This window comes from Streptomyces sp. 1-11 (assembly GCF_007176755.1).
Taxonomy (GTDB): domain Bacteria; phylum Actinomycetota; class Actinomycetes; order Streptomycetales; family Streptomycetaceae; genus Streptomyces.
The window spans coordinates 74950-93337 of the sequence record NZ_BJTV01000001.1 but is presented as its reverse complement, the minus strand read 5'-3'; the positions used below and the strand labels follow the sequence as shown (position 1 = coordinate 93337).

At 70.0% G+C, this 18388-nt stretch carries 13 protein-coding genes, 1 tRNA gene and 2 pseudogenes; 13 read left to right on the top strand and 3 right to left on the bottom strand.

Translation table 11 applies throughout. The features are described from left to right. The first annotated feature begins 261 nt into the window (after positions 1-261). The 3 genes and pseudogenes from TNCT1_RS36080 to TNCT1_RS00430 form a co-directional block, all read left to right on the top strand. On the top strand, positions 262-813 hold the full coding sequence (locus tag TNCT1_RS36080; RefSeq protein WP_235902235.1) for a transposase family protein: 552 nt from the start codon (positions 262-264) through the stop codon (positions 811-813). Beyond that, positions 714-1115, top strand: a pseudogene (locus TNCT1_RS36075) (ISAs1 family transposase); the annotation flags it as partial. The gene TNCT1_RS36080 and the pseudogene TNCT1_RS36075, both read left to right, overlap by 100 nt. 886 nt (positions 1116-2001) lie before the next feature. Then, positions 2002-2292: pseudogene (locus tag TNCT1_RS00430) on the top strand (site-specific integrase); the annotation flags it as partial. A gap of 63 nt (positions 2293-2355) precedes the next feature. Here the strand turns inward: TNCT1_RS00430 and TNCT1_RS00425 are convergent. After that, positions 2356-3009 (bottom strand): hypothetical protein, encoded by a 654-nt coding sequence (locus TNCT1_RS00425; RefSeq protein WP_143626917.1) that lies wholly within the window; start codon positions 3007-3009, stop codon positions 2356-2358. A gap of 116 nt (positions 3010-3125) precedes the next feature. Here TNCT1_RS00425 and TNCT1_RS36070 point away from each other — a divergent pair, with 116 nt between their 5' ends. Next, positions 3126-3590 carry a DUF6083 domain-containing protein gene (locus TNCT1_RS36070; RefSeq protein WP_308789261.1) on the top strand — a complete coding sequence of 155 codons (465 nt, stop codon included), beginning with the start codon at positions 3126-3128 and terminating at the stop codon, positions 3588-3590. Positions 3591-3695: 105 nt separating this feature from the next. Here TNCT1_RS36070 and TNCT1_RS00415 read toward each other — a convergent pair whose 3' ends face one another. Beyond that, the gene (locus TNCT1_RS00415; protein ID WP_235902231.1) at positions 3696-4166 is read right to left on the bottom strand and encodes a GNAT family N-acetyltransferase; all 471 of its coding nucleotides are present in this window, start codon (positions 4164-4166) and stop codon (positions 3696-3698) included. An 845-nt stretch (positions 4167-5011) separates the two neighbouring features. Further along, positions 5012-5083: transfer RNA gene (locus TNCT1_RS00410), tRNA-Arg, on the bottom strand. A 379-nt stretch (positions 5084-5462) separates the two neighbouring features. Between TNCT1_RS00410 and TNCT1_RS00405 the strand changes: the two genes are divergently transcribed. The 9 genes from TNCT1_RS00405 to TNCT1_RS00365 all read left to right on the top strand — a co-directional run bounded on the left by TNCT1_RS00405 (position 5463) and on the right by TNCT1_RS00365 (position 18352). Next, a complete protein-coding gene (locus TNCT1_RS00405; RefSeq protein ID WP_235902229.1) occupies positions 5463-6113 on the top strand; it encodes a response regulator in 651 nt (216 codons plus the stop codon). Positions 6114-6359: 246 nt separating this feature from the next. Then, positions 6360-7340 (top strand): ArgS-related anticodon-binding protein NrtL, encoded by a 981-nt coding sequence (gene nrtL / locus TNCT1_RS00400; protein WP_143626911.1) that lies wholly within the window; start codon positions 6360-6362, stop codon positions 7338-7340. A gap of 48 nt (positions 7341-7388) precedes the next feature. Then, the gene (gene lysA, locus TNCT1_RS00395) at positions 7389-8780 is read left to right on the top strand and encodes a diaminopimelate decarboxylase (RefSeq protein ID WP_143626909.1); all 1392 of its coding nucleotides are present in this window, start codon (positions 7389-7391) and stop codon (positions 8778-8780) included. A gap of 278 nt (positions 8781-9058) precedes the next feature. Beyond that, positions 9059-10348 (top strand): homoserine dehydrogenase, encoded by a 1290-nt coding sequence (locus tag TNCT1_RS00390; RefSeq protein WP_143628238.1) that lies wholly within the window; start codon positions 9059-9061, stop codon positions 10346-10348. A 6-nt stretch (positions 10349-10354) separates the two neighbouring features. Beyond that, positions 10355-11413 (top strand): threonine synthase, encoded by a 1059-nt coding sequence (gene thrC / locus TNCT1_RS00385; RefSeq protein WP_143626907.1) that lies wholly within the window; start codon positions 10355-10357, stop codon positions 11411-11413. A gap of 298 nt (positions 11414-11711) precedes the next feature. Beyond that, positions 11712-12629, top strand: a complete 918-nt coding sequence (gene thrB, locus TNCT1_RS00380; RefSeq protein WP_143626905.1) for a homoserine kinase — start codon at positions 11712-11714, stop codon at positions 12627-12629. 423 nt (positions 12630-13052) lie between these two features. Beyond that, complete coding sequence (rho, locus tag TNCT1_RS00375) at positions 13053-15053, top strand: transcription termination factor Rho (RefSeq protein ID WP_143626903.1); 2001 nt, start codon at positions 13053-13055, stop codon at positions 15051-15053. 135 nt (positions 15054-15188) lie between these two features. Then, a complete protein-coding gene (locus tag TNCT1_RS00370; protein ID WP_373920448.1) occupies positions 15189-17018 on the top strand; it encodes a trypsin-like serine protease in 1830 nt (609 codons plus the stop codon). Between the two features lie 197 nt (positions 17019-17215). Then, positions 17216-18352 (top strand): LCP family protein, encoded by a 1137-nt coding sequence (locus TNCT1_RS00365; protein ID WP_143626901.1) that lies wholly within the window; start codon positions 17216-17218, stop codon positions 18350-18352. Positions 18353-18388 lie beyond the last annotated feature (36 nt).

Sequence of the window (18388 nt, the reverse complement as noted above, 5' to 3'; positions counted from 1 at the left end):
TGAAGCTTGAACAGAAGCGCCCGCAGAGCTTCGGCGTAGTCAGCCCTGATCCGGTTTGTGACGGTTCGTTGACCGGTGGGCGTCCCGGAGGCAGGACAGGCACGGATTTCCAAGATCATGGAGTTGTCTACGCCCCGTGACCTGCCTGGAAGACCGTGCCTGCCGACGCATCATCGCCGATTCCGCCTGCCCTTGACCAGCTCCACGAACAGACCGGCGTCGGTGCCGGAACCACGGGACCCTCGCGGTGTGCGGCACGCGTTGGCCGTTGTCCTCGCCCTGGCCGCGTGCGCGGTGCTGGCGGGGGCGACTTCGCTGCTGGCGGTCGGCGAGTGGGTCGCGGACGCGCCGCCCCAGGTGCTGGAACGGCTCGGTGTGCGCCCCGATCCGGTGCTGCCCAGGCGGCTGGTGCCGGCCGAGACGACGGTGCGCCGCCTGCTCGCGTGCGTCCACGGCGACGCCCTGGACCGGGCGGTGGGCGGCTGGCTCGCCGACCGCTGCCCCGTCGGCTCCGGGTTGCGAGGACTGTCCGTGGACGGCAAGTCCCTGCGCGGCGCGGCCAGGGCGAGGGGACGGAAGATCCACCTTCTTGCGGCGGTGGAGCACAACACCGGCCTGGTCCTGGCCCAGCTCGACGTCGGCGAGACCACCTGCTTCCAGCCGCTGCTGGACACCGTCGCCGACCTGGCGGGACGGTCGTCACCAGCGACGCATTGCATACCCAGCGCGAGCACGCCGGCTACCTTCTGGCCCGCCGGGCCCACTACATCGCGATCGTCAAGGGCAATCAGAAGAAACTGCGCAAGCATCTGAAGTCCCTCCCCTGGAAGGGCATCCCGCTCCAGGGGAGCACGCGCGGCAGCGGCCACGGCCGCGCGGAGATCCGTCGAATCAAGGTCGCCACCGTGAACAAGCTGCCCTTTCCCGGCGCCTGCCAGGCCGTCCAGATCAAGCGCCACCGCACCGACCGCAAGACCACCATCACCACCGTCTACGCGGTGACCAGCCTGACCGCCGAGCAGGTCGCCCCCGCCCGGCTCGCACAGCTGGTCCGGGACCACTGGAAGACCGAGGCCCTGCACCACGTCCGCGACACCACCTTCGCCGAGGACGCCTCCCAACTGCGGACAGGCAATGCACCCCGGGCGATGGCGACCTGGCGCAATCTCGCCATCGGCGCCATGCGGCTGGGCGGCGTCAAGAGCATGGCCGCCGGCCTCCGCCGCAACGCACGCAACGCCTGCCGACCCCTCGCGTTCCTCGGCCTCGCATGATCACAAACCGGATGTCATCCAGTCTTTGCCGAAGCCCGGGTCCGACGGCTGAGGTTCATCTACTCTGTCGTCATGGCATGCACGGTATGTGGACTCGGTGGGCACAACAATCGCACATGTCAGGGTGAACACCCCACGTGTCCGAACTGTGGTAAGCCGACAGCCAACATGAGTGACTACTCTGAGCGACACGACAGCGATTACTGCTCTCCGTTTACCTCCTCCGATTGCTGGGGTGACGCGCGGTGACAGCGCTTGTCTGTACAGGGTGTGACGATCCCGTCGAGAATGCGACTGACTGGGACGACGAGTCTCAGATGTGCAGCGCTTGTTATGAAGTCAGCGGCGGCCCCACGTACTGCTGCGGCGTTATGTACGACGATGGCGAAGACACCTGTAGGAGTTGCGGAGACCCGCTTTAAGAGATCGTTGTGCTCCAACGTTGCGTCGCGGGCCTGCGATGCAACGCCCGCGATCCCCGATGGCCCCTCGCACTCCTCGGCCTCGGATGATCACAAACCGGACGCAACGTGACTACGCCGAGGCACTGGAAGCGCCCGTGGGCCGCGAACCATCATCGGGCCGGCGCGGCCTCCGCACGTGGCGAGTGCACCTGGGGGCACCGTGCCTCTGACCCACGACGGTGCTTCCTGCCTTCGTACCGGCGTCACCGTTCCGTACTGGTCGAGGAAGTAGGACTCCACAACCTCGAGCTTGACGACGACTGAGTGAGAAGGGTTCGGTCGTCCCGTCCTCGACCTACTACCGCGTGTGGCAGGAGGCTCGCCTCCTGGCGCTTCCGCCGGCCGTCGCGGCCTCGCCGCTCGCGAGCAGGCCGTACGACCTTCGGCACTCGGCGCTGTCGACATGGCTCAATGCAGGAGTGGATCCCACCGAGGTTGCCGAGCGCGCCGGCAACAGCGTTGAGGTACTGCTGACCCGCTACGCGAAGTGCCTCGACGGACGGCAGGACGTCGCCAACCGGCGCATCGAGGACCTGCTGCGCGAATACGAGTGAATTTCGCTTGAACGAGTCTGAGGCCCTTGGCACTGCCAGGGGCCTCGCCGTTTGTGCTACGCGTCAACGTGAACTGGCACCCCGTGTGCGTTCTGCGGCGAGTAGGCGCTCAAGATTTCTCCTCGCGCTATTTAGCGCCGTCAGCATCTGCCTGCGAGTCTGCTCGAAGTGGGGGTCGACCTCTACGCCGAGATCATGTCGCAGGGTGACCCGCAGCAGCCACACACCATCGGATAGCGGGCCGCTGAACCACGCCTTCGCCCGCTCATAAGCTTCGTTGTGGTCCGGACTGCTAGGCAACTGCTTGACGACTGAGTACCCGACTCCAAGTGCCCTGTTCAGCTTTGAGGTTACTTCCAGGACGTCCTTCGTCAGCGCCATCTGCGCGTGAGAGTACTGGTCGGACCAAGCTTCCTTGGCAGCGTCGAGAACCGCCGGGTCGCTGCTTTCACCGCGCTCGGCTGCGTGGACGACGTCTCGGGCAGCGACACGGTACGCGCGCGCCGTCGTATTCAAATCGGCGTAGAGATCGCGCTTGGTTTGCAGTACCTGCTCGCGGCGGTCTCGTTCCCGCTCACGATCAGCACGCTCGTCTTGGTCCCGGCTAGCACGCTGGCTGAGCACTGCCCCACCCAAAGTTCCGCCTAGCGTTCCTCCGACGCTGATGAGCGTGACTGCAAGCGTGGTCACATCCACGAGATCCCCCAACTTGTCCATTCGCTGACCCACTGGCCGCTGGCTGTGACTGTAGAGAGCACGACATCCAGTCGGTCATGCTCGCCGTCCACCGCATGGTCTGAGACCGGGACGAAGATAGCGAGGGGTAGGCCTGTATGGCTTCAGCGGGTGGCTCCACCAGCGACAACGCCCCAAGATCCCGTCCACGCCTCGTCCTCAGACCCCGACGTACAACCGCTCCAGGCCGCACACGCCTGCACATACGTGAAGACTCCGGCCTCAGCGTCTCCGCTGGTGATGGGGCCTTTGGGTACCTCATGCTGGGTGCCCCCGGCGGGATTCGAACGTGCCACACGGCTCCACTGGCCCAGACGGTGCCGGCGGAGCATCGGTGGATCGAGCTCTGCGACGGTCGGGTCACCGTCTACGGAGTGTGTCCGCCAGGTCCCTTTCCACGGTGCCGTATCGAGCACCGGCTGGCCTGCTCGGCACAATGGCTACTGGACCTTTGGCCGTGGTTGACGATGCTGCGAGGGGAGAACGGGCGGCACGCGGAGCGGCAGTTGCAGGCGGACCCGGAACCGCCAGAGTCTCCGGAGGAATGGCCAGATGCGGGGTAACGGTCACTTGGGGCGGACGTGCAGCTGGCGGGCATCGGCTTCCAGGTGCCCACCAGCCTCTCGTCGTGTGACCACCTCAAACTGTCCGCGCTTCCGTAAAACAGCTCACCGAGCGGGGAAGGTGAATCGCAGAACGATCTCGCCGTCGTCGATCTCCCCGGTGGGCTCGAACCCGAACTTCTGGTAGAAGGGCCACGGCTCGCCGTCGCCGGGCTCGTAGCTGGTCAGCAGCTCGGTAGCGCCGTCCGCGCGAACCAGGGTGGCGACCTGCGTGAGCGCCTCTCGGCCGATCCCTCGCCCCTGGTACCGCTTGTCGACGAGGAGACGCCAGAGGAAGTGTCGCCCTTCGTAAAGACCGGCCGGTGGTTTCCACGACAGCATCACGAAGCCGACTGGCTCATCGCCGCGGTACACGGCGCGGTACCAGGGATTCGCCTCCGGCTTCTTCGCCGCCTCCTTGAGGGAGTGGGACACGGAGGCGACGAACTGCTTCTGGTCACGTCGGACGCGGAGGGCTCGGACGGCATCGCGGTTGTCGTCGGTGATCTCCCGTAGGTGCACGCTCGGGGATCTCATGCCACAACCCTTCCGCATCCGACAGCTGCGCCGTCCCGGCCTACGTGAAGAGCTGATACCGGGCGGCATTCCCGCGCATCCGCGTTGTCGAGGCCGCCAGGTCGGACGTCTTCGCAGCGTATTCGACCCAGGCGATCTGGAGCGGGACTGGCACGCCGGGCCGTGACCGCGCCCAAGGCAGCTCCCAGGAGAGCAACCTGGCCTGACGCGGCGCTGCGCATGCGCAGGCCTCTTCGTCCGTTAGATGGGCTGACCTGGGTAATCGCTCGGCCGTGACCGGCTCCGCGTCGACCCGCGGTGAGCCGGGTGTAGCAGTCGAAGGTGATCGCGAGAGGCTTCCTTCGAAACCTACCGAAAGGCTATTGACATATGGCATCTGGCGTGGATCGTGGTGAGTAGGCCATAACACCGAAAGAGTCGCAAAGTCGATGAGGACGTCTAGCCGGCTAGTGACTTGGACAGGATGTGGTTCAGGCCCCCAGCAAGCCGGCGCGATACCGAAGCAACAGTGACGACTGAGGTTTCAGGACACGCGCAGTACTACTGGGGACTGTTTTTTGTCCTCAAGGCGCGGCCACTGCACTGTGCTCTACCGCGACGGTCAGCCGACCGAGATCGGCTACTGCGGGGCACCGCCGATGAACCGACCCTCAGGCCCCTGGACTTGTCCGGGGGCCTTGCCGTTTGCCGGCGCTGACCTGGGCAGACGCGTCAAGATCCCGTCCACGCCTCGTCCGCAGGCCCTGGCATACGCCCGCTCCGGGCGGCACACGCCTGCACATACGCGAAGACCCCGGCCTCAGCGTTTCCGCTGGTGACGGGGTCTTTGGGCACCTCATGCAGGGTGCCCCCGGCAGGATTCGAACCTGCGCACACGGCTCCGGAGGCCGTTGCTCTATCCCCTGAGCTACGGGGGCGTGTCGGGCGCTGAGCTGTTCGCTTGCGGCGACGGGTAGAACCCTAGCAGGTCTTACGGGGTGATCGAGAACGGGTTTCCCGGGGTGGGTCGGGGGTGGGCTGTTGGGAGTGGTGCGAGGGGTGCGACCCGGGTGCGCTGGAGGTGGGCGGCCAGGGAGCGTGAGGGGGGCCGAGGGGAGAGGGGACGGGGTGAGGGTGGAAGGTCTGGGGCGAGAGGTGGCACATGGCTTGGCCCCAGGAAGAGGGAGTGGCTCGGCCGGGTAAGGGGAGGAACGAGGAACTGGGGCGATCGGAGTGGCGGGCTGGGCCAGGGAATATGACGGGCATGGACAGTGGAGGCGACCGGCCGGGCCGGGATGCGCGACGGGCCGGCCCTGGATGCGCCACCGGCCGGGTCACCCGGACGGGGTGGAAGTGGGGAAAAGCCGGACGCGGTGGCTGGTGCCGACCTACTCTCGAGTTGTGCCAGGCGCTTCGGGCCGGGTGCTTGTTGTGGACGACAACAAGGTCATCCGGCAGTTGATCAGGGTCAACCTCGAGCTTGAGGGGCTTGAGGTCGTGACCGCGGCCGATGGTGCCGAGTGTCTGGATGTCGTGCATCAGGTGCGGCCCGATGTCGTGACGCTCGATGTCGTCATGCCTCGGCTGGACGGGCTCAGGACCGCCGCCCGGCTCCGGGCCGACCCCCGTACGCGGCAACTTCCGCTCGCCATCATCAGCGCCTGTACGCAGGTCGAGGTGGAGAGCGGGCTCGACGTCGGTGTCGATGCCTTCCTCGCCAAGCCCTTCGAGCCCGCCGAGCTCGTCCGGCTCGTCAAGCAGTTGATCGAGCGGAAGCCCGGCCCCAGCGCGCACGGGGAGGGTGAGGGGGAGGAAGAGGGGGGCAGTGACGGCGACGGTGACAGCGGCAGCGGCAGTGGGGGAGATGGCAGTGGCGGTAACGGTGACGGGGGTGAGGGTGACGGGGGTCTTGGTGGGGATGGGGTGGCCGGTGGTCCCGTCGCCGGGTCGGTTTCCTTCGGCGGGTAGGTCGGTCGTCCGAGTGTCAGCGGCTTTTTCTGAGATCGCTTAGTTTCTGCAGGTCGCTGCAGTTCGCCTCAGCTCGTTCTTCCCCTCAGTAGTTCTCCGCCGTCCTTCTCAGTCGCTTCGAAGGGCCAGTCTGTCTCTTCGAGAGGGCTGGTCCCTCGTTGCCTCTACCGGGGACAAGGCCCCCGCCCGTCTCGCCCCGTAAAACCGCCTCGCATACCCACCCCCCACCTCCCCTACGCTTGTCCCGTGACCCCCGTCGAGCTCTCCCGCACCGTGTTGCACTCGGTGCGTGCTGCCGTGGAGGGCGGGGAGCTGTGTGTGGAGCCGGGTGCGTTGCCGGAGCGGGTTGTCGTGACCGAGCCGGGGCCCGGGGGGTGCGGGGACTACGCCACCAATGTCGCCCTGCAGCTCGCCCGGGTGGCCGGGCGGCGGCCCGCGGACCTTGCCGAGGTGCTGCGGAAGCGGCTTCTGGAGGCCGACGGGATCGATGACGTCGTCGTCACGGGGCCGGGCTTCCTCAACATCACGCTCGCCGACAGCGGGGAGGCGGCCGCCGGCCTCGTCACCGAGATTCTGCGGCTCGGTTCCGCCTACGGGCACGGTGACGCGCTCGCCGGGCAGGTCGTGCCGTTGCGGGTGCCGTACGAGGTGCGGGCCGAGGTGGTGGCCGACGCCGTCGTACGGATCGTGGCCACGCAGGGCGGGCGGGCCGAAGTCGGGCACGGGGAGCCGGTGAACCTGCGGCCCGTGCCGGCGCCGGAGGATCCCGCGCCGCTCGGGGCCGACGCCGCCCAGTGGGCGCTGCTGCATCCCGCGCCGCACGACCGGCCCCGGATCACCGCCGACCATCTGGTGCAGCGTGAGGGCAACCCGCTGTTCCGGGTGCGGTACGCGCACGCCCGTACCCGGGCCCTGACCCGCAACGCCGCCCGTCTCGGGTTCGGCGCCGAGCCCGGACCCGTCGACGCCCGCGAGGTGGTCGCCGCCCTCGCCGACCACCCCCGCATCCTCACCGCGGCCGCCACCCATCGCGCCCCGGACCGGCTTGCCCGGCATCTCGTCACCGTCGCCGATGCCGTGCTGCCCCATCTGCCCACCGTGCTGCCGCGCGGCGAGGAGAAACCCTCGGCCGCCCACCGCGCCCGGCTCGCCCTCGCCGAAGCCGCCGGGACGGTGCTGGCCGGTGGCCTGTCCCTGCTCGGCATCGACGCACCCGAACACCTCTGAGGCGACCCAGGACGCCCGGAGAGAGACAGAGAGTCTGAGAGTCACGTCATGAGCCGTTCCGCCCACCCCGCAGGGCCCCGTCACGCCGACGTCCTCACCGAGGGCCACTATGCCGCCCCGCCCGCCGACCTCAACGCCCTCGACCCCAAGGTGTGGGCGCAGACCGTCAGCCGGGACGAGGACGGTGTCCTGACCGTCGGCGGGATTTCCGCGACCCGGCTCGCCGAGGAGTTCGGCACCCCCGCCTACATCCTCGACGAGGCCGACTTCCGTGCCCGGGCGCGCGCCTGGCGCACCGCGTTCGGCGCCGACGCCGACGTGTTCTACGCCGGGAAGGCGTTCCTGTCCCGGGCCGTCGTGCGCTGGCTGAACGAAGAGGGACTCAACCTCGACGTGTGTTCCGGCGGCGAGCTGGCCACCGCGCTGTCGGCCGGGATGCCCGCCGACCGCATCGCCTTCCACGGCAACAACAAGACCGTCGAGGAGATCGAGCGGGCCGTGGAGGCGGGGGTCGGGCGGATCGTGCTCGACTCCTTCCAGGAGATCGTGCGGGTCGCGCACATCGCGCAGTCGCTGGGCAAGCGGCAGCGGGTGCAGATCCGGATCACCGTCGGGGTCGAGGCGCACACCCACGAGTTCATCGCCACCGCGCACGAGGACCAGAAGTTCGGCATCCCGCTGGCCGGCGGGCAGGCCGCCGAGGCGGTGCGGCGGGCGCTCCGGCTCGACGGGCTGGAGCTGATCGGCATCCACAGCCACATCGGTTCGCAGATCTTCGACATGTCCGGCTTCGAGGTCGCCGCCCACCGCGTGGTCGGGCTGCTGAAGGACATCCGGGACGAGCACGGGGTCGAGCTGCCCGAGATCGACCTCGGCGGCGGGCTCGGCATCGCGTACACCAGCGCCGACGACCCGCGTGAGCCGCACGAGATCGCCAAGGCGCTGACCGAGATCGTCGGACGGGAGTGCGAGGCCGCCCGGCTGCGCGCGCCGCGCATCTCGGTCGAGCCCGGGCGCGCGATCGTCGGGCCGACGGCGTTCACGCTGTACGAGGTCGGCACCGTCAAGCCGCTCGAGGGGCTGCGGACGTACGTCTCGGTGGACGGCGGGATGTCCGACAACATCCGGACCGCGCTGTACGACGCGGAGTACAGCGTTGCGCTCGTCTCGCGCGCCAGCGACGCCGAGCCCGTGCTGAGCCGGGTCGTGGGCAAGCACTGCGAGAGCGGGGACATCGTGGTCAAGGACGCGTTCCTGCCGGCCGACCTGGCCCCGGGCGACCTGCTCGCGGTGCCGGCCACCGGCGCGTACTGCCGGTCCATGGCCAGCAACTACAACCACGCGCTCCGTCCGCCCGTCGTCGCGGTGCGGGACGGCGAGGCGCGGGTGATCGTGCGGCGCGAGACGGAGGAGGACCTCCTGCGTCTCGACGTCGGCTGAGGGACGGGGAGGTCGGTGGCTGCGGGCGCCGTGCCCCTTGGTGAACCCGGGAGGGTGGTGGCTGCGGGTGCCGTGCCCCCGGGTGAACCCCGGGAGGGCGGTGGCCGTGGGCGCCGTGGCCTGGGGTGAACCCCGGGAAACGGGGCCGGAAGATCTTCGGTCTTCGCATCCCGGGAAAATGAAATAGATGTCTCACGATCCGGACGAAGGGTAGAAACTCCCGTCCGGTGAGTGAGACTGGTGCAACCGTAGACGGTGAGAGGAAACGAGGTCGGATGATGCGTACGCGTCCGCTGAAGGTGGCGCTGCTGGGCTGTGGAGTGGTCGGCTCAGAGGTGGCGCGCATCATGACGACGCACGCCGACGACCTCGCCGCCAGGATCGGGGCCCCGGTGGAACTGGCCGGGGTGGCCGTGCGCCGGCCCGGCAAGGTGCGCGAGGGCATCGACCCGTCGCTGGTCACCACCGACGCCACCGCCCTCGTCAAACGCGGCGACATCGACGTCGTCGTCGAGGTCATCGGCGGCATCGAGCCCGCGCGGACCCTCATCACCACCGCCTTCGAGCACGGCGCGTCCGTGGTCAGCGCCAACAAGGCGCTGCTCGCCCAGGACGGGGCCGCGCTGCACGCCGCCGCCGAGCAGCACGGCCGGGACCTGTACTACGAGGCCGCCGTCGCCGGCGCCATCCCGCTGATCCGGCCGCTGCGCGAGTCCCTCGCCGGCGACAAGGTCAACCGGGTGCTCGGCATCGTCAACGGCACGACCAACTTCATCCTCGACAAGATGGACTCCACCGGCGCCGGGTACCAGGAGGCGCTGGACGAGGCCACCGCGCTCGGGTACGCCGAGGCCGACCCGACCGCCGACGTCGAGGGGTTCGACGCCGCGGCCAAGGCCGCCATCCTGGCCGGCATCGCCTTCCACACCCGGGTGCGGCTCGACGACGTCTACCGCGAGGGCATGAGCGAGGTCACCGCCTCCGACTTCCGCTCGGCCAGGGAGATGGGCTGCACGATCAAGCTGCTCGCCATCTGCGAGCGGGCCGCCGACGGCGCCTCGGTGACCGCCCGGGTGCACCCCGCGATGATCCCGCTGAAGCACCCCCTCGCCTCCGTGCGCGGCGCCTACAACGCCGTCTTCGTGGAGTCCGACGCCTCCGGGCAGCTCATGTTCTACGGCCCCGGCGCCGGCGGTTCCCCGACCGCCTCCGCCGTGCTCGGCGACCTGGTCGCCGTATGCCGCAACCGGCTCAACGGCGCAACGGGGCCCGGTGAGTCCGCGTACGCTGCCCTGCCGGTCTCGCCCATGGGCGAGGTCGTCACGCGCTACCACATCAGCCTCGACGTCGCGGACAAGCCGGGTGTCCTGGCCCAGGTCGCGACCGTGTTCGCCGAGCACGGGGTGTCGATCGATACGGTTCGCCAGCAGGGCAAGGACGGCGAGGCCTCCCTCGTCGTCGTCACCCACCGCGCGTCCGACGCCTCCCTCACCGGGACCGTCGAGGCGCTGCGCAAGCTCGACACCGTGCGGGGTGTCGCCAGCATCATGCGGGTTGAAGGAGAGTAACCAGCAATGACCCACCAGTGGCGCGGAATCATCGAGGAGTACCGGGACAGGCTGCCGGTATCCGACACCACGCCGGTCGTGACGCTCCGCGAGGGCGGTACGCCCCTCGTGCCCGCGCAGGTGCTCTCCGAGCGCACGGGCTGTGAGGTCCACCTGAAGGTGGAGGGGGCCAACCCCACCGGGTCCTTCAAGGACCGCGGCATGACCATGGCCATCTCCAAGGCCAAGGAGGAGGGGGCGAAGGCCGTCATCTGCGCCTCCACCGGCAACACCTCCGCCTCGGCCGCCGCCTACGGCGTGCGGGCCGGGATGGTCTCGGCCGTGCTCGTGCCGCAGGGCAAGATCGCCCTCGGCAAGATGGGCCAGGCCCTGGTGCACGGCGCCAAGATCCTCCAGGTCGACGGCAACTTCGACGACTGCCTGACGCTCGCCCGCTCGCTGAGCGAGAACTACCCGGTGGCACTGGTCAATTCGGTCAACCCGGTGCGCATCGAGGGCCAGAAGACGGCCGCCTTCGAGATCGTCGACATGCTCGGTGACGCCCCCGACATCCACGTCCTGCCGGTCGGCAACGCGGGCAACATCACCGCCTACTGGAAGGGCTACAAGGAGTACGCCGCCGACGGCGTCTCCAGCCGCACCCCGCGCATGTGGGGCTTCCAGGCCTCCGGCAGCGCGCCGATCGTGCGCGGCGAGGTCGTCAAGGATCCGTCGACCATCGCCACCGCGATCCGCATCGGCAACCCCGCCTCCTGGGACTACGCGCTCGCCGCCCGCGACGAGTCCGGCGGCGCCATCGACGAGGTGACGGACCGTGAGATCCTGCGCGCCTACCGGCTGTTGGCCGCGCAGGAGGGTGTCTTCGTGGAGCCCGCCTCCGCCGCTTCGGTGGCCGGTCTGCTCAAGGCCGCCGAGCAGGGCAAGGTCGACCCGGGGCAGCGCATCGTGTGCACCGTCACCGGCAACGGGCTGAAGGACCCGGACTGGGCCGTCGCCGGCGCGCCGCAGCCGGTCACCGTCCCCGTCGACGCGGCCACCGCGGCGGAGCGCCTCGGCCTGGCGTGAGAGCCCGCGGGGCCGGGACGACCCGGCCCCGCGGCAGCCGCCCGTGGCAGGGTGCACGGGAGGTCCACGACACGCATCGTGCGCCTCCTGTGCGCCCTATGTCGCCGCGGAACCTTCCTTCGATAGGCTGTACTGAACCCGCCTACCGCATATGCCCCCGCGTGTGGGCACGGGCCGCGCCGTCTCCGCGACCCGACGGGTCTTCGTACGTCATCGAATGTCCTCGAATCGATCGAGCGGCATTCGACCCATCGGATGTCCTTCGACACTCACGCAGCTCAAGGAGAGTCTTCGAGCGATGGCCGGTCCAGCGTTCCGCGCCGCCGCCGTCCGGGTGCGCGTCCCCGCCACCAGCGCCAACCTCGGCCCGGGCTTCGACGCCCTGGGCCTCGCGCTGGGGCTGTACGACGACGTCGTCGTCCGGGTGGCCGACTCCGGACTGCACATCGACATCGCGGGTGAGGGCGGCGAGACCCTGCCCCGTGACGAGAGCCACCTGCTCGTCCGCTCCCTGCGCACCGCCTTCGACCTGCTGGGCGGACAGCCCCGCGGTCTGGAGATCGTCTGCGCCAACCGCATCCCGCACGGCCGCGGCCTCGGCTCCTCCTCCGCCGCCATCTGCGCCGGCATCGTCGCCGCCCGCGCGGTGACCATAGGCGGCGAGGCCCGCCTCGACGACGCGGCGCTGCTCGAGCTGGCCACCGAGATCGAGGGCCACCCCGACAACGTGGCCGCCTGTCTGCTCGGCGGCTTCACGCTCTCCTGGATGGAGGCCGGCGCGGCCCGGGCCATCAGGATGGACCCCGACGATTCCATCGTTCCGGTGGTTTTCGTGCCCGGGAAGCCGGTGCTCACCGAGACCGCGCGCGGCCTGCTGCCGCGCACCGTGCCGCACGTCGACGCCGCCGTCAACGCGGGCCGTGCCGCCCTGCTCGTCGAGGCCCTCACCAGGCGCCCCGAGCTGCTGCTGCCCGCCACGGTGGACCGTCTGCACCAGGAGTACCGCGCCCCGGCGATGCCGGAGAGCGCCGCGCTGGTGGAGCGGCTGCGCGCCGACGGGATCCCGGCCGTCATCTCCGGCGCCGGACCCACCGTCATGGCGCTGGCCGACGTCGACAGCGCGGACAAGGTGTCCCACCTCGCGGGTGAGGGCTGGGCCGCCAACCGGCTGGACCTCGATGTCCAGGGAGCGAGCGTGCTGCCGCTTGCGACCTGAGACACGGTTGCCGGATTTGGAGAGGGGGAATGTTTGTTGGATCCGGTAGTGTTAACCTCAAGTCAGCACCCGACCCCACCATGGCGAGGTGCTTCGTGTCCCCGTCCGGGACAGACATCCTTCCGGGAGCCTCCCACACCACTCCGTGTTCCGTGCGCCGTACCTGGGCAGTACGTCGTATGCGGACATTGAGCGGGACGCCAGTGGGGGCACCCCCTCCGGGGGAGCTCCGGAATCGGTGCTACCACGCCACGTGACACTGGGTGCCACGGCTCGCGGAAGCGCCATCACCAGAAATTTCTCTTCCGCCGCTTTGGCGGACCACCGCCCCGGCACGGTCCATCGAAGACAGGACCGTAGCCGGACAGCACAACCGGTCGCCGAGCCAGACAGGCCGACGTCCGCTCCAGGGAAGGACCCTTCGTGAGCGACACCACCGATCTGATGGGCGCACGTGTCGAGGAGACCGCTGCCGCGCCCGCCACGGACGCCTCCGCGCCTGCCAGCGGTGCCGGCTCCCGGCGGCGCCGCGGTACCGGCCTCGAGGGCATGGTGCTGGCCGAGCTGCAGCAGGTCGCATCCGGCCTCGGCATCAGGGGCACCGCGCGCATGCGCAAGAGCCAGCTGATCGAGGTCATCAAGGAGGCCCAGGCCGGGGGCGCCGCTCCCAAGGCGGAGGCCGCCACCGAGACCAAGCCCAAGCGGCGGGCCACCTCCAAGGCCCGTACCGGTGAGGACGCCGCCGAGAAGAAGGCGGACAAGGCGGCCGAGGCCCCCGCCGAGAAGGCCGTGGCCCAGCAGCAGATCGAGATCCCCGGCCAGCCGGCGGGCGGCGCGGCCCGCGCGGGCGAGGCCGAGCGCGGCGGAGACGACGCCCCGGCCGAGCGCCGCCGCCGTCGTGCCACCGCCGAGACGGGCAGCCCCGCCGCCGAGACCGTCGCCGGTGAGGCGAAGGGCGAGTCCAAGGGCGAGGCGTCCGCGCAGCAGCAGGGCGAGGCCCGCGGCGACGCCGGTGACGGCGAGGGCCGCGGCCGGCGCGACCGCCGCGAGCGCGGCCGTGACCGCGACCGCGACCGCCGTGGCAAGGGCGACGACCAGCAGGGCGGCGGCCGTCAGGACCGCCAGCAGCAGGGTCAGCAGCAGGGCGGCCGCCAGGACCGCAACAGCGGCCCGCAGGACGACGACGACTTCGAGGGCGGCCGCCGTGGCCGTCGCGGCCGCTACCGCGACCGCCGTGGCCGTCGTGGCCGCGACGACGTCGCCGAGCCGCAGGTCGCCGAGGACGACGTCCTGATCCCGGTCGCGGGCATCCTGGACATCCTCGACAACTACGCCTTCATCCGGACCTCCGGCTACCTGCCGGGCCCGAACGACGTGTACGTCTCCCTCGCCCAGGTCCGCAAGAACGGCCTGCGCAAGGGCGACCACGTCACCGGCGCGGTCCGCCAGCCCAAGGAGGGCGAGCGCCGCGAGAAGTTCAACGCGCTGGTCCGCCTCGACTCCGTCAACGGCATGGCGCCCGAACACGGCCGCGGCCGCCCGGAGTTCAACAAGCTGACCCCGCTCTACCCGCAGGACCGCCTCCGTCTGGAGACGGACCCGGGCGTGCTGACGACCCGCATCATCGACCTCGTGTCGCCGATCGGCAAGGGCCAGCGCGGTCTGATCGTGGCCCCGCCGAAGACCGGCAAGACCATGATCATGCAGGCGATCGCCAACGCGATCACGCACAACAACCCCGAGTGCCACCTGATGGTCGTCCTCGTCGACGAGCGTCCGGAAGAGGTCACCGACATGCAGCGGTCGGTGAAGGGCGAGGTCATCTCCTCGACCTTCGACCGTCCGGCCGAGGACCACACCACGGTCGCCGAGCTGGCCATCGAGCGCGCCAAGCGCCTGGTGGAGCTGGGTCACGACGTGGTCGTGCTGCTCGACTCGATCACGCGTCTGGGCCGTGCGTACAACCTCGCCGCCCCGGCCTCCGGCCGCATCCTGTCCGGTGGTGTCGACTCGACCGCCCTGTACCCGCCGAAGCGGTTCTTCGGCGCGGCCCGCAACATCGAGGACGGCGGCTCGCTCACCATCCTCGCCACCGCCCTGGTGGACACCGGGTCCCGCATGGACGAGGTGATCTTCGAGGAGTTCAAGGGCACCGGCAACATGGAGCTCAAGCTCGACCGGAAGCTCGCCGACAAGCGCATCTTCCCGGCGGTGGACGTCGACGCGTCCGGTACCCGTAAGGAAGAGATCCTGCTCGGCAACGAGGAGCTCGCCGTCGTCTGGAAGCTGCGCCGGGTGCTGCACGCGCTCGACCAGCAGCAGGCGATCGAGCTGCTGCTGGACAAGATGAAGCAGACCAAGTCCAACGGCGAGTTCCTGATGCAGATCCAGAAGACGACGCCGACGCCCGGCAACGGCGACTAGTCGGTAGGCAGAAGGTAAGAAACTCAGGCCGGCCCCCGTCACCAGGTGACGGGGGCCGGCCTTTCGGCGCTGAGAGGGGATGGGGAGCGCATCAGGCGCCCCCTTCACCACACCTCTCCCCCTAGGGAAACCGCCTTGCCCACGCCCGAGTCCGGGCGGCACAGACGCCGGATACGTCTTGCCGTCCCCCTCGCCGCGGCCGCTGCCGCCGCCGCGGTGACCGCCGCGCTGCTGACGTCCTCCGCCGGCGCCGCCACCGCGGCCCCCGAGCCCGGCACCGCCCCCGCCGTCACCCAGCCCTCCCAGGCCACGCTGGACCACCGCATCGCGGGCGCCGCGAGCGCCGAGCGGCGCACCGCGCAGCCGACGGGCACCAGCAGCCCCTCGGCCGTCTCGCCGAAGGTCGTCGGCGGCTCCGAGACCACCATCTCCTCGGCGCCCTGGATGGCCCAGCTCTGGTACTTCGACGACAGGAACACCACCGACACCGCCGACGACATCAGCTTCTTCTGCGGCGGCTCGGTCGTCTCGCCGACGAAGATCCTGACCGCCGCCCACTGCCTCAGGGAGGACAACCGGAACTACGACTGGGCCGCCCACGGCGCCGTCGTCACGGGCACCGACCAGCTCCCCACCACCGACGCCGCCGGCACCACCGACCTGCACGGCGGCCAGGCGACCGGAGTGCTGCGCCAGTGGTGGCAGCCGGGGTACGACCCGGTGGACAAGGAGACGGGGAAGTACGAGAGCGACCTCGGCATGCTCACCCTGGCCGTCCCGGTCAAGGCCACGCCGATCCGCATGGCCGTCTCCGGCGACACCGCCTCCTATGCCAGCGGCACCGCCGCCAGGGTCTACGGCTGGGGCCGCACCAGCTCCACCGGCCAGGACCTCTCCCAGACGCTGCGGACGACCACGCTGACCCTGCGCTCCGACAGCACCTGCGCCGGCGTCTACGACACCGCCTACGTCGCGGGGCACATGGTCTGCGCGGGCACCCAGAGCGGCGGCGACACCGGTACCAGCGCCACGTGCAACGGTGACTCCGGCGGCCCGCTCGTGGTCGGCGGCCGGATCGCCGGAGTGGTCTCCTGGGGCGTCAAGGACTGCGTGGACAAGGGCTATTACAGCGTCTTCACCAGGCTCGGCGCCTACGCCGGCTCGGCGTATCCGCAGATCGACGACAGCAACCTGAGCTACCACGACAACAAGGCCGACATCTTCGTGCGCGCCTCGTCCACGAAGACCGGCTACGAGAAGGACTCCAAGGGCACCTCGTTCGGCTCCCGCGTCTCCTGGGGCGACTGGAGCGGGGTCAACCTCGCCCTGCAGACCGACCTGAACCGGGACGGCTACCAGGACGTCGTCTACCGGGTGGCCTCCACCGGAGACGTCTACTGGGAGCACTTCGTCCTCAACAGCGCCCGCACCAAGGGGAGCTGGACCGACACGAAGATCTTCACCGGCTGGAAGACCCGCACCCGGATCGTCACCCCGGGCGACGTCACCGGCGACTACCTGCCCGACGTGCTCTCCGTCGACTCGGGCGGCACGATGTGGCTGTACGCGGGCAAGGGCAACGGGACCTTCGCCGCCAAGGTGAAGGTGAGCACCGGCTGGGGCCAGTACAACTCGGTGCGCGGGCACGGGGACTTCAACGGCGACGGCAGGGCCGACCTGCTGGCCCGCAAGTCGAGCACCGGCGACCTGTACCTGTACAAGGGCACCGGCAAGTCCGGTACCGGGGCCTTCTCCGCCCGGGTCAAGGTGCGCAGCGGCTGGACCGGCTACAACGCCTTCGACGCGGTCGGCGACGTGAGCGGCGACGGCAAGGCCGACCTCCTGGCCCGCACCCCCGGCGGCACGCTCTACCTGTACAAGGGCACCGGAAAGGGCACGAGCGAGATCTTCGCCACAAGGGTCTCGGTCGGCACCGGCTTCCAGGCGTACGACATCTGGGGCTGAAACCGCAGGTGAGCGTGGCCCGCTCCGGGTCACGCCGTCACGCACGGTGCCCGCCGCCGCACGCGGCGGACACCGTGCGCCGTGCAACCCTGGCCCGAGTTTCTCCGTCTGACCAGGCAGAGCGACGATGGAGTGGTGAAGACCGCGCCTGACCCTGAAAGCAGGGGGTAACCGACAGGACGAGACCTAGGAGTGACGTGTCCGCCGAGAGCACGCCGGAGCCCGGCATAACGGAGCCGGTCACCACCGGCCCGCAGCACCGAGGCGGGGGCCGCCGCCGCAAGGCCACCCCCGGCAAGCGCCGCAAGGCGCTGCTCGCCACCGCATGGACGGCCGCCGGCGTGGTCGTGCTCGCCGGTACCGGGTTCGGATACGTCTACTTCAAGCTCAACGGCAACCTGAAGAGCGTCGACATCAACCAGGCCCTCGGCGACGGGCGGCCCACGAAGGTCGACAACGGTTCCGAGAACATCCTGGTCCTCGGCTCGGACACCCGCGCGGGCACGAACCGGAAGCTGGGCGGCGGCACGGACGACGGCAGCGCCCGCTCCGACACCGCGATGATCGTCCACGTGTACAAGGGGCACAAGAGAGCCAGTGTGGTCTCCGTCCCGCGTGACACCCTCATCGACCGCCCCGCCTGCACCGACGCCAAGGGCGGCAGCCACCCCGCCGCGACCGGCGTGATGTTCAACTCCGCCTACTCCACGGGCGGCGCCGCCTGCGCCGTGAAGACCGTCGAGTCCCTCACCGGCATCCGCATGGACCACTACCTGGAGGTCGACTTCGCCGGCTTCCAGAAGCTCATCGACGACCTCGGCGGGGTACCGGTCACCACGACCAGGCCCATCTCCGACCCGCAGAGCCACCTGAACCTCAAGGCCGGCACCCACACCCTCGACGGTGAGCGGGCGCTCGCCCTGGTCCGCACCCGGCACGGCGTCGGCGACGGCTCCGACCTGGGCCGCATCCAGCTCCAGCAGGCCTTCGTCAAGGCACTGCTCGACCAGGTCGCGCACGTCGGCGTGTTCAGCGACCCCAAGCGGCTGTACGACCTCGCCGACACCGCCACCAAGGCCGTCACCACCGACTCCGACCTCGGCTCGGTCAACGCCCTCGCGGACTTCGCGGGCGGCCTGAAGGGCATCGGCTCCTCCCACCTGCGGATGGTCACGATGCCGGTCCGGTACGACCCGGCCGACCCCAACCGGGTCCTGCTGGAGAAGGCCAAGGCCGAGCAGATCTGGCAGGCCCTGCGGAACGACAGGCCCATCCCCGCTTCGGCCACCAAGGACACGGCGGCGGGCGAGGCCGCGGGCGTCGTCAGCGGCTGACCCGCACCGGGACCGCCGCACCGGCAGCGCCGCACC

Coding starts and splice junctions, on each gene's coding strand:
- lysA (WP_143626909.1), top strand. CDS start 7,389: ATGAGCCGTTCCGCCCACCCCGCAGGGCCCCGTCACGCCGACGTCCTC.
- TNCT1_RS00390 (WP_143628238.1), top strand. CDS start 9,059: ATGCGTACGCGTCCGCTGAAGGTGGCGCTGCTGGGCTGTGGAGTGGTC.
- TNCT1_RS00425 (WP_143626917.1), bottom strand. CDS start 3,009: ATGGACAAGTTGGGGGATCTCGTGGATGTGACCACGCTTGCAGTCACG.
- TNCT1_RS36070 (WP_308789261.1), top strand. CDS start 3,126: ATGGCTTCAGCGGGTGGCTCCACCAGCGACAACGCCCCAAGATCCCGT.
- TNCT1_RS00415 (WP_235902231.1), bottom strand. CDS start 4,166: ATGAGATCCCCGAGCGTGCACCTACGGGAGATCACCGACGACAACCGC.
- thrB (WP_143626905.1), top strand. CDS start 11,712: ATGGCCGGTCCAGCGTTCCGCGCCGCCGCCGTCCGGGTGCGCGTCCCC.
- TNCT1_RS00405 (WP_235902229.1), top strand. CDS start 5,463: ATGCGCCACCGGCCGGGTCACCCGGACGGGGTGGAAGTGGGGAAAAGC.
- thrC (WP_143626907.1), top strand. CDS start 10,355: ATGACCCACCAGTGGCGCGGAATCATCGAGGAGTACCGGGACAGGCTG.